Origin of the sequence: Neisseria sicca, assembly GCF_014054945.1 — a bacterium.
Taxonomy (GTDB): Bacteria; Pseudomonadota; Gammaproteobacteria; order Burkholderiales; family Neisseriaceae; genus Neisseria; species Neisseria sicca.
In genome coordinates this window covers 1,385,874-1,400,695 of sequence record NZ_CP059566.1, presented here as the reverse complement: position 1 = coordinate 1,400,695, position 14,822 = coordinate 1,385,874, and the positions used below count along the sequence as shown (strand labels likewise).

The 14,822-nt window shown below is 52.4% G+C and carries 13 protein-coding genes and 1 tRNA gene; 4 read left to right on the top strand and 10 right to left on the bottom strand.

Translation table 11 applies throughout. The features are described 5' to 3' along the window. Positions 1-82 precede the first annotated feature (82 nt). Positions 83-1,156 carry an A/G-specific adenine glycosylase gene (gene mutY / locus H3L95_RS06780; RefSeq protein WP_040668613.1) on the bottom strand — a complete coding sequence of 358 codons (1,074 nt, stop codon included), beginning with the start codon at positions 1,154-1,156 and terminating at the stop codon, positions 83-85. A gap of 162 nt (positions 1,157-1,318) precedes the next feature. Here mutY and H3L95_RS06775 point away from each other — a divergent pair, with 162 nt between their 5' ends. Continuing rightward, a complete protein-coding gene (locus H3L95_RS06775) occupies positions 1,319-2,359 on the top strand; it encodes a zinc-dependent alcohol dehydrogenase family protein (RefSeq protein ID WP_003758984.1) in 1,041 nt (346 codons plus the stop codon). A gap of 274 nt (positions 2,360-2,633) precedes the next feature. On the opposite strand, the gene H3L95_RS06770 is transcribed toward H3L95_RS06775, so the two are convergent. The 7 genes from H3L95_RS06770 to H3L95_RS06740 all read right to left on the bottom strand — a co-directional run bounded on the left by H3L95_RS06770 (position 2,634) and on the right by H3L95_RS06740 (position 9,296). After that, complete coding sequence (locus tag H3L95_RS06770) at positions 2,634-3,695, bottom strand: DNA polymerase beta superfamily protein (protein ID WP_003758986.1); 1,062 nt, start codon at positions 3,693-3,695, stop codon at positions 2,634-2,636. 34 nt (positions 3,696-3,729) lie between these two features. Then, a complete protein-coding gene (locus tag H3L95_RS06765) occupies positions 3,730-4,416 on the bottom strand; it encodes a cysteine synthase (RefSeq protein WP_182096239.1) in 687 nt (228 codons plus the stop codon). Positions 4,417-4,577: 161 nt separating this feature from the next. Beyond that, complete coding sequence (locus tag H3L95_RS06760) at positions 4,578-5,336, bottom strand: nucleotidyltransferase domain-containing protein (protein WP_003758993.1); 759 nt, start codon at positions 5,334-5,336, stop codon at positions 4,578-4,580. Between the two features lie 90 nt (positions 5,337-5,426). Then, complete coding sequence (hisD, locus tag H3L95_RS06755; protein ID WP_003758996.1) at positions 5,427-6,719, bottom strand: histidinol dehydrogenase; 1,293 nt, start codon at positions 6,717-6,719, stop codon at positions 5,427-5,429. Next, entirely contained in the window at positions 6,716-7,600 is an 885-nt protein-coding gene (locus H3L95_RS06750) for an endonuclease (RefSeq protein WP_182096238.1), read from the bottom strand. The genes hisD and H3L95_RS06750 overlap by 4 nt, the downstream gene beginning before the upstream one ends. 91 nt (positions 7,601-7,691) lie before the next feature. Beyond that, on the bottom strand, positions 7,692-8,357 hold the full coding sequence (gene hisG, locus H3L95_RS06745) for an ATP phosphoribosyltransferase (protein ID WP_182096237.1): 666 nt from the start codon (positions 8,355-8,357) through the stop codon (positions 7,692-7,694). Positions 8,358-8,582: 225 nt separating this feature from the next. Continuing rightward, positions 8,583-9,296, bottom strand: coding sequence for an SCO family protein (locus H3L95_RS06740; RefSeq protein ID WP_003759006.1), 714 nt, complete (start codon positions 9,294-9,296; stop codon positions 8,583-8,585). A 289-nt stretch (positions 9,297-9,585) separates the two neighbouring features. Between H3L95_RS06740 and H3L95_RS06735 the strand changes: the two genes are divergently transcribed. Together H3L95_RS06735 and H3L95_RS06725 are read left to right on the top strand one after the other, a co-directional pair. Next, a tRNA-Leu gene (locus tag H3L95_RS06735) sits at positions 9,586-9,670 on the top strand. Positions 9,671-10,041: 371 nt separating this feature from the next. Continuing rightward, positions 10,042-11,076, top strand: coding sequence for a T6SS immunity protein Tli4 family protein (locus H3L95_RS06725; RefSeq protein WP_040668615.1), 1,035 nt, complete (start codon positions 10,042-10,044; stop codon positions 11,074-11,076). A gap of 57 nt (positions 11,077-11,133) precedes the next feature. On the opposite strand, the gene H3L95_RS06720 is transcribed toward H3L95_RS06725, so the two are convergent. Continuing rightward, entirely contained in the window at positions 11,134-12,648 is a 1,515-nt protein-coding gene (locus H3L95_RS06720; protein ID WP_040668618.1) for a polyamine aminopropyltransferase, read from the bottom strand. Between the two features lie 257 nt (positions 12,649-12,905). Here H3L95_RS06720 and H3L95_RS06715 point away from each other — a divergent pair, with 257 nt between their 5' ends. After that, positions 12,906-13,304, top strand: coding sequence for a DUF350 domain-containing protein (locus H3L95_RS06715; RefSeq protein WP_003765161.1), 399 nt, complete (start codon positions 12,906-12,908; stop codon positions 13,302-13,304). Positions 13,305-13,676: 372 nt separating this feature from the next. On the opposite strand, the gene H3L95_RS06710 is transcribed toward H3L95_RS06715, so the two are convergent. Beyond that, positions 13,677-14,498, bottom strand: coding sequence for a DUF6850 family outer membrane beta-barrel protein (locus tag H3L95_RS06710; RefSeq protein ID WP_003759018.1), 822 nt, complete (start codon positions 14,496-14,498; stop codon positions 13,677-13,679). Positions 14,499-14,822: the final 324 nt, after the last annotated feature.

The following is a 14,822-nucleotide window of genomic DNA, read 5'->3' as shown; positions in this document are numbered from 1 at the left end:
GGCGCGGGAGGGTTTGTATAACGCGCGGGTATGTTTATTGTGTTTTAGAGTTGGATGCTGTGTGTTTGGTTTTCAAGCATTTTTAAAACAATGCCTGCTGCCGTTGTTTCAAATAATCTGCCAGCGGTTTGGGCAAACCGTAATCCGCCAAATTTTCGGGTTTCACCCAGAAGCGGTTATCTTTTGATGCGTTTTCAGAACGGGTCAGCGTGTCAGACGAACTGATTTGCGCTTCAAACGACGTAATCATCAATAAACGATGCGTCAGGCGGTGGGTAAGGGCGGGTTGCTCGGAAAGGTCGTCTGAAAAAATGCCGAGCTTCTCGGCACAAGCGTATGTTTCGTCTAATTTTTCAAAACACGGCACGCAATACAGCCCGCCCCAAATGCCTTTGGCGGGGCGTTTTTCCAGCAGGATTGCGCCGTCTGGATTGCGGACAATCAGCCAGTAAAGCGGCAGGGTTTGCACTTCGGGGGCGGTTTTTTTGCGCGGCAGCTCGGCGATGCGGTTTTGCTTTTTCGCTTCGCAGATATCCGCCATCGGACATTGATGACACAAGGGTTTTGTCCGTTTGCACACGGTTGCGCCCAAGTCCATCAAACCTTGCGTATAGGCAGGCATATCGGCGTTTTCAGACGGCAGCAGGCTTTCGGCAAGCGTCCAGAGCGAGTTTTCAAATTTTTTGTCCTGCGGATTGCCGTCGCGGGCGAACACGCGGCAGAGTACGCGTTTGACGTTGCCGTCCAAAATGGTTTCGCGGCGGTTGAAGGCAAAGGCGCAAATGGCGGCGGCGGTGCTTCTGCCTACGCCGCAGAGGGTTTCCAAGTCTTTGCGCTCCGACGGAAACGTACCGCCGAATTGTTCGACGACTTGTTGCGCGGCTTTGTGCAGATTGCGCGCGCGGCTGTAATAGCCCAAACCCGCCCACAACGACAACACTTCGTCTTGCGGCGCGGCGGCAAGCGTTTGTACGGTCGGGAATTTTTCCAAGAAACGCGGATAGTAGTCCAACACGGTGGCAACCTGCGTCTGCTGGAGCATGATTTCGGAAAGCCAGACGCAATAAGGGTTTTTGACCTGCCAAGGGAGGTGGTGCCTGCCGTATTGTTTTTGCCAGCGGAGGAGCCGTTCGGAGAAGGGGATGGGTGTGTTCATTAATATCAATCAGTGGTTTTATTTATATTGAAAACAAAATGTTATGGTATAACATTGTGAAAATAATTCTTATTGACTTACGTTTTATAGGGGTATATAACTCATATAAAGAGACTTTATTGCAGTATTGAAATCATTTATCAACAAGCAAGGAGTATCAGCATGAAAGCAATGGTTTATCACGGCGCAAACGACATCCGTTTTGAAGAAAAAACCCGTCCGCAGATTATCGATCCGACCGATGCGGTGGTGAAAATCGTCAAAACCACGATTTGCGGTACCGACTTGGGTATTTGGAAAGGCAAAAACCCCGAAGTCGCCGACGGCCGTATTCTCGGCCATGAAGGCATCGGTATTGTAGAAGAAGTCGGCGAGGCTGTAAAAAACATCAAAGTCGGCGATAAAGTCATTATTTCATGCGTCAGCAAATGCTGTACTTGCGACAACTGCAAAATCCAACTCTATTCACACTGCCGCAACGGCGGCTGGATTTTGGGCTACATGATCGACGGCACGCAAGCCGAATACGTCCGCACGCCTTATGCCGACAACAGCCTTGTTCCGCTGCCCGACAATGTCAATGAAGAAGTCGCCCTGCTGTTGAGCGACGCCTTGCCGACCGCCCACGAAATCGGCGTGCAATACGGCGATGTCAAACCCGGCGACACCGTCTTCATCGCAGGCGCAGGCCCTGTCGGTATGTCCGCCTTGCTGACCGCCCAACTGTACAGCCCCGCCGCCATCATCGTCTGCGATATGGACGAAAACCGTTTGAAACTGGCGAAAGAATTGGGCGCAACCCATACCGTCAGCCCGGCTTCAGGCGACGTATTCAAACAAGTCTTTGCCATCGTCGGCGACGACGGCGTGGACTGCGCCATCGAAGCCGTCGGCATCCCCGCTACATGGAATATGTGCCAAGACATCGTCAAACCGGGCGGTCATATCGCCGTTGTTGGCGTACACGGTCAATCCGTTGATTTCAAACTTGAAAAACTCTGGATTAAAAACCTCGCCATCACAACCGGTTTGGTAAACGCCAATACCACCGAAATGCTGATGAAGGCAATTTCCAGCATTGCCGTCGATTACACCAAAATGCTGACCCACCGTTTCAAATTCAGCGAATTGGAAAAAGCCTACGACGTGTTCAAACACGCCGCCGAAAACCAAGCCATGAAAGTGGTTTTGGAAGCGGATTGATTTGAAACAGATTATTGAGTTTTAAAAAGATAGAGGTCGTCTGAAAACAGGTTTTCAGACGACCTGACCTTTTTGTTTATGGGGCTGATGTTTGGTTCACATGGAGCGATTTTTATAGTGGATTAAAATAATAATGAGACAAGGCGGCAACGCCCGCCGTGTACGGGTAGTACATAAGGGCGTTGGCAACGCCGTATCATTGCAATTTTAATCCACTATAAAGTCCATTCGCGATAAACCCCGTCGCTTCCATTTTCAGACGACCTTTCGCCATCTATCCGTAAATTTTTTCCCTCACATCAACCAACGCCGCCAACGCCGAAGCGGCATTTACCGTTTCGGGCAGGTCGGAAGCGTCGAACGCTGTTTCCACTTCTGCCATCAGCCGTTCTGCTTTTTCCAGCAGGTCTTCGTAGGAAGATTCGCCGCGTTTGATGGCGAGCAGTTCGTCGCGGTTGGGGCGGCGCGGGCGGATTTCGCCGTGGCGGGCGATGTCGCGGGCGGTTTCGAGCAGGCGGAAGGTGTGCATCATGTTTTTGGCGTCGTAGCCCTGTCCGTGTGCCTGCGTGCCTTGGTAGCGCGTTTCGTTGCGTTCCGCCAGCCATTGCTGATAGGAGGCGTATTCGCGGCAGTAGCTGCTGTATCCATCTTGGTTGAAGGAGAGGTAGGCAAGCAGGGTTTCGCCTTCGGGAACGGAGCTGAGGGAGAGGTTGGTGGCTTCGGGTTTGAGCGCGATGCCGTGGTAGCCGCGCGTGCCGTCGGGGTCGTAAAACAGGGCGTAGAGTTCGCGGGCGTGGGCGATTTTGACCAAACCGACGCGCCGCTGCTCCATTTCGCGTTGCGAAAGCCAGTGTTGCAGCGGCACGGTTTGCGCGCCTTCTACGATGTGGCAGAAATCGAGTACGCTTTTCTTTTCAGACGACATCGGGTTGCTGATTTTCTTGTTCAGCCCGCGTGCTTTTTTGATTTGCCCGTAGGCGTATCCGGCGAAACTCTGACGGCAGGCTTTGGACACAAACCATTCGGTTTTGAACGCGTCCATCAGCGGCGAACGGTAGCGCACGCAGTCGGGCGGCGAGGCGAGCAGTTCCAGCGTGTTCGGGTTGCTTTGCAGCAAAAGCTCGATAAACCGCCCCAGTTCGTAATAAACGATGTCGTTGGTTTCGTTGCTGATTTGCGGGATGTATTCCATGCCGTAAAACATCGATTTGGGCAGGTAAAACACGCCTTTGATGTCGGTATCGGATTCGTGCGTCGCCAAACCGTAGGCGCGGCTGCCAGAAACGGCTTCGAGCAGAAGCAGGTTTTGTGTGTGCAAGTCTTCGATGGTGAGCATTTTCAGACGACCTTTTGTAATTGATGGCTGAAACCTATTCCAACCAAGCCAAATATTGCGCCTGTGTCAAAATTTTCAGCGCAGCGTTTTTTTCTTCCAATAGCGGTGCGGTATAGAGCAAATCCGTGCCGCGCCACGCATGGAAATCTATTTCTCCATCGTAATCATCCCAAAAATTTGGGATATATTCATAGAGCGCATCGGTCATGCGTGGCGGGGCAGACATTGGGTTGCTGAAATCTGCCAGCAGCAGGGCATAAGGTGCAGCCCAATAACAGCCACCTACTGCCAGCATATCGTTGGCGGGATTGTAATGCGCTTCCGTCCAGATAAATGTTTCCGTACCGTCCAGCGCGGCGCGCGGCAGGTACTGCATGATTTCCCCCGTGGCAAAGTCCAGCACGCTGTATCCGTACAAATCTTGGCGGAACAATAAATAATCCCTGCCGTTGCTGTGGGCGATGTATTGGTAAAACGCTGCGGAATCGTCCAGCGATTGCCATTGCGTCACCGTGCCGCCTTCCGAATCGCGCAGCTGACACAGGCTGCCGCTCAAATTGCGTCCGTCTGCTTCACCGGAGTAACTGTCGATGTGCAGCGTATGTTGCGTTGGAAATGTCAGCATATGCTGCTCGGTACGGTTCTGCGACGAAAACAGGGGCTGCGCAGCCTGTTGGATGGCGCGGTATTCGTGGGATTGGGCAGCGTTGGTGCGGGGCATATTCCGGATTTCCGTATGATTTGTTCGATAATAAGATTTCAAGCTGAATACTGGTATCCGACAAAACTCTTGACGATCCTGTTATTACCATCCATTTTCACAATACCCAAAATGTCAGATTTGAGAATTCGACCTAACTGTTGTACAGGCTGCTTTTTGTTTTACGGATAAACCGCTGCCAAAGTTTCGCGGAACAATTCGTTCAGCGGCCCGCTGTTGGCGGCTTGGGCGGCAGGGGCGGATAATTCGGAAACTTCGTTATATAAATCAACGGTCAATCGTTGCAATTCGGGCGACAGCGTATGCAGGTAACTTTCATCCTGTTCCGCCTTGATGGCCACCAAATCGGCGATTTGGGCGGCGCAGTCCGTTTGCCATTCGCTCATCAGTTCCGCCAACGTCATCGGAGGGATGCCGCCTTGTTTGACTGCCCACCGTGCCGCGAGCAGCGGGCGCAGGACGTAAAACCATTTTTTCAGTTTGATGGGTTGTGCCAAATCCATATTTCTCAAAGCGTTGCCCGCAATGCCGCGATAATGGTGCAGCAGCGCGGCGGCTTGGACGTATTGCGGCGCAAGCGCGTTCAGACGGCGGATGAAATCATCGTCCTGCGTATAAACCATCGGCGAACGCAGCCATTCGAGCAGCACGGCATTGCTTTTCCGCAGCAGGCGCAACGCTTTGCGGATGTCCCAGCCGCCGACGTCAAACCATTGGTTTTCGATAAATTCAAACGTGTCTTTCGCTTCGTCGATTTGCAGATAATATGGTTGCGGGCGGATATAAATGGCGCGCACGTCGTAATCGCTGTCGGGCGAGGCAAAGCCCCATGCGCGGCTGCCGCTCTCTACCGCCAGCAGGAAATGCAGCGGCTCGGTATGGGCGATGTGGGTGAGTTTTTCTTGAATGGCTTGTTTCATGATGTTTCTTTTAATAGAGGTCGTCTGAAAACCCTAAAAACAGGTTTTCAGACGACCTTTGCTTTTGGAGGGATGGCTGGTTCGCCTGAATCAGTCTTTCAAACGCAATTCCGCTGAGCGCGCGTGGGCGGTCAGGCTTTCGCCGTGCGCCAACACGCTGGCGATTTTGCCCAGTTTCTGCGCGCCTTGTTCGGAAACTTGGATCAGGCTGGAGCGTTTTTGGAAGTCGTAAGTACCCAGCGGCGAGGAGAAGCGGGCGGTGCGGCTGGTGGGCAGGACGTGGTTGGGGCCGGCGCAGTAGTCGCCGAGGCTTTCGCTGGTGTAGCGTCCCATGAAAATCGCGCCGGCGTGGCGGATTTTTTTCGCCCATTCCTGCGGGTTTTCTACCGACAATTCCAAGTGTTCGGGGGAAATATAGTTGGCGATTTCGCAGGCTTCGTCCAAGTCTTTGGCGAGTATCATCGCGCCCCTGTTGCCGAGCGAGGCTTCGATGATGTCGCGGCGGGGCATGGTTTCGATGAGGCGGTTCATGGCGGCTTGGACTTCGTCGAGATAGGGCTGCGACGTGCCGATGAGGATGGCTTGGGCGATTTCGTCGTGTTCGGCCTGGCTGAACAAATCCATCGCCACCCAGTCGGCGGGCGTGGTGCCGTCGGCGATGACGAGGATTTCAGACGGCCCCGCCACCATGTCGATACCGACAACGCCGAACACACGCCGTTTGGCGGCGGCGACGAAGGCGTTGCCCGGGCCGGTGATTTTATCGACCTGCGGTACGGACTCGGTGCCGTAGGCGAGTGCGGCAACCGCCTGCGCGCCGCCGACGGTGAAGACTTTGGTGACGCCCGCGACGAAGGCGGCGGCAAGCACGATGTCGTTGCGTTCGCCTTTGGGCGTGGGGACGACCATGATGATTTCTTTCACGCCGGCGACATGGGCGGGCATGGCGTTCATGATGACGGAACTCGGATACGCCGCTTTGCCGCCGGGGACGTAAATGCCGACGCGGTCAAGCGGTGTAATCTGTTGTCCCAAGAGCGTGCCGTCTTCGTCTTCGTAGGTCCACGATTCCATTTTTTGGCGTTGGTGGTAGCTTTCGACCCGCGCTGCGGCGGTTTTCAAGGCGGTTTGAATTTTGAGCTGCAAACGCTCAAATGCGGCCTGCAAATCGTCTTGAGTGAGGATAAGGTCGGCTATGGTTTGGGCGGATGTGCCGTCGAAGCGGTTGGTGTATTCGATGAGTGCCGCATCGCCGCGCTTTTGCACGTCGGCGCAGATGTCGGCGACGATGCGGTCGATTTCGGGGTTTTGTGCGGTCTCAAAAGCCAGCAGGGCTTTGAGTTCGGCTTGAAAATCAGGCGATTGGGTGTTGAGTTTTTTCATGATTTGGTTTTCTCCTTTTTTATTTTTGGACTTGGGGTCGTCTGAATATTCTCTTGTTCAGTCTCTGTCTCTGTTTTGGGTCTGATATACGCTTTTTCTCCCGCTCCGCCGAACTTCAATTCGGGCAGGCATTTTTGTTGCAGACCAAGTTTGGCTAACACCTCTTCGCTACGAGAGGTAGTACGGAAACGGTAACGGGTTTGTTTTCTGCCGTTTTTGGTTTCTTCAAGCGTTTCGAAAACGTCCACTTCATATGCGCTGACAACAGCGTTTTGCAGGCCGGTGTGAATGCCGATAACGTATTTCACTTTTGACGCGGCATCTTTGCCGATAACCCAGTTGCCCAACGTGCGCGATTTGAGGTTGGCATCGTCTTGGTTGTCGAAGCTGTAGTCGGTTTCTTCGTCGGTATCCAAGTCCAAAGCGTCTTGGATTTTGACGGCGAGAACCAGCCCGTCGGGATTAAGGTCGTCAAGCGGGCAGGGCGTGAATTTGAAGCGGTCGTCGAGTGCTTCCGCGCTGATGCCGCCTGCGCCGCATCCGGCAGATTTGTTTTTGAATTTTTTGCCGACAACGGATTTGACGAAATGAATCAGGGCAGTTTCGGCGGCTTGCGCTTCGGCTTCGGTCAGATGATAGCTGATGATATGGCGGCCGAGTTTCTTGCATTTGGCAATGGCTTTGTGTGCCGGTACGTCAATGTCGCCGTCTTGCGAACGGGCGGCTTGTTCATGCTCGAAGATACGATTACCGCAGCCTTTGCCGATATAGAGAATTTTGTCTTTTTTCAGGTCGGTCAGGCAATAGACGTAAAACCGACGCTCGCCGTTATTCAAAACGGAAAGGGTTGAATCTGAAAATTTTTTTATTTTTGCAACCATTTTAAATCCTCCTATACAGTTTACTGCCGGTGGTATTTTCAGACGATCTGTCGGCGGGAGAGGCTAGGGTCGTCTGAAAACGCATCTTCATTCAAATGAACGCTCCCCCCGCCTTCGCTGCGCTGCCGAACGCCTGAATAATCGGCTCCAGCAGCGCGTGTTTCGTTTTCAATGCGGCTTTGTTGACCACCAGACGGCTGGAAATATCGACAACGTGTTCGACCGCTTCCAAGCCGTTTGCCTTAAGCGTGTTGCCGGTGGAGACCAAATCGACGATGGCGTCGCTCAAACCGACCAGCGGTGCAAGCTCCATCGAGCCGTAGAGTTTGATGATGTCAACGTGTACGCCTTTGCCGGCAAAATGCTCGGCGGCGATGTTGGGGTATTTCGTCGCGATGCGCAGGCGGCTGCCGGGCTGTGAGGCGGCGGCGTAGTCGAAACCTTTGCGGACGGCGACCATCATGCGGCATTCGGCGATGTGCAAATCCAGCGGCTGGTAAAGCCCGCTGCCGCCGTGTTCGATTAAAACGTCTTTGCCCGCAATGCCGAAGTCTGCCGCACCGTATTGGACGTAAGTCGGCACGTCGGTGGCGCGGACGATGACGAGGCGGATGTTTTCATGGTTGGTGCCGATAATCAGTTTGCGCGATTTTTCGGGTGCTTCGGAGGGAACAATGCCCGCCGCCGCCAAAAGCGGCAGGGTTTCTTCAAAGATGCGCCCTTTGGACAGGGCAATGGTCAGCGTGTTTTCAGTCATTGTTGTTGTGTGCCGTCAGACTTTTGAACCTGTATCAAGCAGGCGGTCTGACTTTCTCCATTGTATAGTGGATTAACTTTAAACCAGTACGGCGTTGCCTTGCCGTACTATCTGTACTGTCTGCGGCTTCGTCGCCTTGTCCTGATTTAGTTAATCCACTATATGTTTCAGATGGGAAAAGGTCGTCTGAAAACCGCGACCGGCATTCAGACGACCCCATGCGGATCAAAGCAGTTTTTTGATGTCGGCGGCAATGGTTGCCGGTTCGCTGCCGTAAGGCGAGAAAATCGCCACTTCGCCGTTTTTATCAATCAGATACGCGCCGGAAGAGTGGTCAACCAGATAGTTCTCGCTGTCTTCCTTCTGAACCACTTTGGAGGAAACCACGCGGTATTGCTGTTTGATGACCGGCAGGCTTTGGTCGCCTGTCGCAGTCAGACCGATAAATTCAGGATTGAACTGCTTGACGTATTTGCTGATGACTTCAGGCGTGTCGCGCTCGGGGTCGATGCTGACGAACACTACTTTCACATCTTTCGCCTGATCGCCCAACTGTTTCAATGTGTCGCTGTAAGTCAGCAATTCGGTCGGACAAACGTCGGGGCAGTGGGTGTAGCCGAAGGACAGGATCACGACTTTGCCTTTCAGGTCGCTTAAGCTGAACGGCTTGCCGTCGCCGTCGGTCAGCGTGAAATCGCCGCCGATGTCCTCTTTACGCATATCCGTTCCCGGACCTTGCGGTTTGGGAGCGGCAGCAGCATTAAGCGAGGTCGTTTCAGGAGAAGAAGCAGGCGTTGCGGCTGGGGCGGACGCTGTTGAAGAAGCAGCTGAAGCTGGTGCAGGATTTTGCTCCGGCGTTTTGGCTTCAGGTTTGCAGGCAGCAAGTGCGGTAAGGGCGAATGCGCCCAAAATGGCGGTACGGATTGCAGTAGGCATCATAAAAATTCTCCAATGCAAATATGGTGTGTGAACGTCGTCTGAAAATAAAAAATGAAACGAGCGCCGTCATCTTAGCGCGTTTGCAACATTTAATATAGCGGTTTATGCCGTTTTTCGGCTGAAAATGAATGATGTTTGATATAAGTGGAAAGAGTAGGGCGTGTCGGGAACAAAATTAAATGAATTTAATGTTTTTAAAAATCAAAAATATAAGCAATATATCTGCAAACAAGGCAAGATTTTGCTTTACAAGCCCGAATACGCCGCTATAATAGCGACTTCTTCACCAGCCCAGGTGGCGAAATTGGTAGACGCAGGGGACTCAAAATCCCCCGCCGCAAGGTGTGTCGGTTCGAGTCCGACCCTGGGCACCACAAAAAACCGCTTATCAGCGGTTATTTTTTTTGCCTGTCGAAAACTCATATTAGAAACCAACATTTTGATCAATCAGGATTTTTGTTGGTTCTGCCATGTTCTCGGTATTGGATCAAACCAAACACGCGGTTCAGCGAAAGTCGGATTCATTTATAGTGGATTAAATGTAAATCAGGACAAGGCGACGAAGCCGCAGACAGTACAGATAGTACGGCAAGGCGAGGCAACGCCGTACTGGTTTAAAGTTAATCCACTATACCTCTTATTTCTCCGCTTATGTTGAATAAATACCGCCAAGCCCGTTTTATGACAAAGGTCGTCTGAATAAACTATACTTTCAGACGACCCTATTCAATCACGGAGCTTATCCATGTCCATCCGTCTGACTACGCTGTCTCTAATACTTGCCGTCGCAGCCTGCACGCCCACCGTTTCCCCATCGGCAGAAACTTCACCGACCGTCACCAAATCCGCCATTGATACCGCCTACTGGACCGAACAGCCCTATTGCAGCGGCCGCTATCAATTGCGGCTGCCGTCCAAACGCCGTCATGGCAGTACATGGCTTAAGTATAACGGCTGGAGTGTGATGGTCATGTTTAACGACTGGAAGAGAAACGTAAGCACCATCAATGAGACTAAGCAAAATGGTAGAGATGGAACGGATATTGTCGTCGATACCCGCACCCTGATTCCGGATCGGGCAATGATGCAGGTAACGCGCAATGATTTTGACTGGGAAGATAGCATTACCGTTAAAAATAGAGGTATGCCCTACGAAGCCGATTTATATTTCAAGCTGGATAATAATGACGCTTATATCGTACGCAGCTATTTCTATATTCCCGCCAAAAACGGTAAAGCCCCTGCCAACTGGAAAGCCCAAGAGAAAGAAGCGATCAACACCATAGAGAAAAAATTCCGCCAAGAAATCCTTAGCGGCTTGAAAACCAGGCAGGAATTTGAAGTGCCAAATAAACACGGTATATGCCTGATAGGCGGTTTTATCGCCGATGACGGCAAAAAACCGTTTGAAGTCCATAGCACCGTCGAATTTGCCAAACAACATGATATGAGTCTGGAAATCATGCACGGTGATGTGCTGAAAGCGGACGAAGCGACGTTGCTGCAACGCAAAGTCGACCCAGAAAAAGGCTTATTGGTTAAAGCGCTAACCCGCACCATCCGCCAAGGCAAACGCACCATCAACGGTATGTCGGGCGAGGAAAAATTGGTGAAATGGGGCGGCAACAAATATATGTTCTTTTGGGAGCGCGACGGCGGCGACCCGCGCATCATGATGCAGTTTGGCACTGAGAAAAAAGACGGGACGAAGCGCAGCGAAGCCGAAGTCCTTGCGATTTGGGATACGGTTTTGCCGACTTTGAAGCCTGTGAAGCCATAGCGATGAAAAGGTCGTCTGAAAATGGTTTTCAGACGACCTTTGTTTTGGGGAAGCGGCTCAACGGGTTACGTTGCGCCAGTCGCTTTCGAAATAGCTGACGAGGATTTGGTTGTTCAGATAGTTCGGCTCGACCTTGCGCCTTGCCATGTCGGGCGGGAAGCGGAACATTTCGGCGGCGGTTTGGGCGTTCAGATAACGCGTAGGAACGTCGAATTTCTGCGGGACAGGGAATTGTTTATCGAAGCCTGCCAACACAAATCCCCATTCGCCGAAGGAGGGGACGTAAACGTGGTAAGGCGCGGTGGACAGGCCGGCGGCTTCGAGGGTGGCGACGACCGACCAGTAGGCGTTGGGGGCGAAGTAGGGCGAGGTGGATTGGACGACGATTTTACCCTGCGGCTGAAGATGGCGGGCGACGAGGCGGTACATGGGGACGGAGTAGAGTTTGCCCAGCGAGAAATTGGACGGGTCGGGCAGGTCGATGATGATGACGTCGAATTTTTCAGACGACCCCTCCAGCCATTTGGCGGCATCGTCGTTGACGACGTGCATTTTGGGATGGGACAGCGAGCCTTGGTTGAGCGCGCTTAAGGTGGCGGAGGTTTTAAAAGTGGCGGTCATGTCGGGGTCTAAATCGACCAGGGTAACGTGTTTGACCTGCGGGTATTTCAAGACTTCGCGCGCCGCCAGCCCGTCGCCGCCGCCGAGGATGAGGATGCGGGCGGCGTTTTGAACCATCTGCATGGCGGGCAGGACGAGGGCTTCGTGGTAACGGGCTTCGTCGCGCGAGGAGAATTGCAGGTTGCCGTTGATGTAGAGGCGGGTGTCGTCTTTCCAGCGGGTCACGACGAGCCGCTGGTAGGGCGAGTGGCTTTGATAGACGACGGGGTCGCCGAAATAGCTTTGTTCGGCTTTGAAGGAGATGCGGTCGGCGTAGGCGAAGGTGGCGGCGAGGACGGACAAGACAATCAGCGCACGCAGGCGGATGGCACGGTAGCGGGGCAGTTCGGCTTTGAAGACGCGTGCGGTCAGGTAGGCGACGGCGGCGTTGAGGATGCCGAACAAGAGGGCGGAACGCGCCATGCCGAGTTTGGGGGCGAGGAGAAGCGGAAAGAGCAAGGAAACGGCGAGTGCGCCCAAATAGTCGAAGGTCAGGACTTTGGCAACGAGTTCTTTAAACTCTGCGCCTTTGCGGTTTAACACGCGCATCACCAACGGAATTTCCATGCCGACGACTGCGCCGACAATCAGCACGAAGGCGTAGAGCAGGGTACGGAACGGGGCGGCGGAAAGCCCGAAGGCGACGAACAATGCCAGCGCGGAAATGCCGCCGATGATGCCGACCAAAAGTTCGATTTCGATAAAGCGGTGCAACACGTCTTCGTCTTTGATGTAGCGAGTCAGGTGCGCGCCGATGCCCATCGAGAAAAGATAAAGTCCGATGACGGAAGAAAACTGCAAAATGCTGTCGCCCAAAAGATAGCTCGCCAGCGCGGCGATGATGAGTTCGTAGGCGAGGCCGCAACTGGCGACGATGAAGACGGAGATGATGAGGGTGCGGTTGGCAGTCATGGTGTGGGCATTGTATAGGGGTCGTCTGAAATCTGAAAAACGGATGATTCGACAATAGAGAGGCTTGATGTGTAAAACGGTATGTTTTGAACCGAAATGCGTATCCTGCCGCGCTGCCTTGGGTATTGAATGTATGGTTTTTCGAGTCAAAAACCGTTTTTTAAGGAAGGACCGGTTTGCGGTGCCCCCCCTTTAATTTCAGATGGCTTAGAGTTGTGGCATAATCCATTATATCAAAATACCGAGGAAGCCCTATCGTGAGTATTTCCCTGCCCCAATACCTGCTTTACCTGCAATATATGCTTGCGGGGGTGGCGATGACTGCCGTTTTCGGCGCGGTGTATCTGCGGATTACGCCTGCGGAAGAATTGCGGCTGATTAAAAACGGCAATCTTGCCTGCGCCTTGTCGTTTGGCGGCGCGCTGGTCGGATTTTGTTTGACGCTCGCATCCAGCATTGCCCATAGCGTCAGTTTCGTTGATTTTATCCTGTGGGGTCTTGCAGCGGCGGTGATTCAGATTTTGGTGTATTTCGCCGCCACGATGATGATTAAAGGCGCAACGGAGGAACTCATCGGCAACAACGTCGCCGTCGGCGCGCTGTTTGGCGCGGTGTCCGTATCCATCGGCATCTTGAATGCGGCTTGTCTGACCTGATGTTTCTGTTTTCTTGGGTTCGGACAGTTGAGTGTTTCCATAAATATAGTGGATTAACTTTAAATCAGGGCAAGGCGACGAAGCCGCAGACAGTACAGATATAGTGGATTAAAATTGCAATGATACGGCGTTGCCAACGCCCTTATGTACTACCCGTACACGGCGGGCGTTGCCGCCTTGTCTCATTTTTATTTTAATCCACTATAGTACGGAACCGATTCACTTGGTGCTTCAGCACCTTAGAGAATCGTTCTCTTTGAGCTAAGGCGAAGCAACGCCGTACTGGTTTAAAGTTAATCCACTATACTAAAAATTTCAGACGACCTGCCTGTCTGCAAGGTCGTCTGAAAAGGTAAACGCACCGTCAGTGCATCAGAACGTATATCGTACTTTTACACCAGCTTCATGGGTGTAGTTTTTAGGTTCGGTTGAACCATATATACCGTCTGGCAGATAGACGAGGGCCGTATCCGATTTTTTGACTTTCCAGCCGCGATAAAACGGAACGACGCTTATTTTAGATTCGTTGGCGAATTTTTTAGATACGGGTACTTCGACTTCGATGCCGTGTCCGCTCGACTGTTTCATTTCAATGTCCTGATGGGCGCGATAAGAATGCTGACGGCCTCTCAGGGAATGGTTGTAGGCGATATTGGGTGAAACTTCGAAACCGGCAGGAAGCGCGATGTTTACACCGGCATTGATTTGCGCATAAGTGGTCCGGTTTTTGCGGTCGTAATTGTTTGCTACGACGCGGGAACCCAAATCTTTCAAAACGCGATGCCCCACGCCCGCTCCGGCAGTCAGGCTGACACGGTCGTTAATCGGGTGCGTATATTCATATAAGGCGCGGACATCATAGACGCGGCGCGGAGAGCCGTTGAACGTGGCAGTGCCGTATTCCGTTACATTGCCTCTTCCGTCCTGATACCTTCCTGTGTAATCCGACTTGCCTCGGGAGTAGCGTCCTTCTAATTTTGCCGCATGGCGGTCGTTAAAGCGATATTTGACGCCGCCTGTCAGAGACCACAGGTTTCCCTTTTGACGCATAAGGCGCTCGCCGTCTTTATATTCCCGATAGTTCTCTTTGTAATATTCCGTACCCACGGTAAACTCGACAGGACGGGCAGCCTGTGTGCAGACGGCGGCAGACAATGCCAAAACGGCGAAGCAGAAATGGGTAGTTTTTTGCATGTATATTCCTTTTCTTTGTTAGAATCAATATGATAAGTTAGAGAAATTGCACTAACCATTCTATAATGACCCAACAAAACCCAACAATTACCGCTTGGCGGATATATCAACCGCTCAGATTTTTCATCCGACGATTTTCCCGATGGGCATTTTTCGATTAGCGGCGAAAATCCCCGCAATAGCGCAAACCTGACCGTCTACACAAAGCACAGGCGGCAAGTAGTCCGACGCTATGCCGATATTCTTAGAAATGCCGGTGTTTAACCTGATTTTATAATCGGTTGAAGAAAACATACGTTTTCTGCCCTTATGTCATGTCTACAA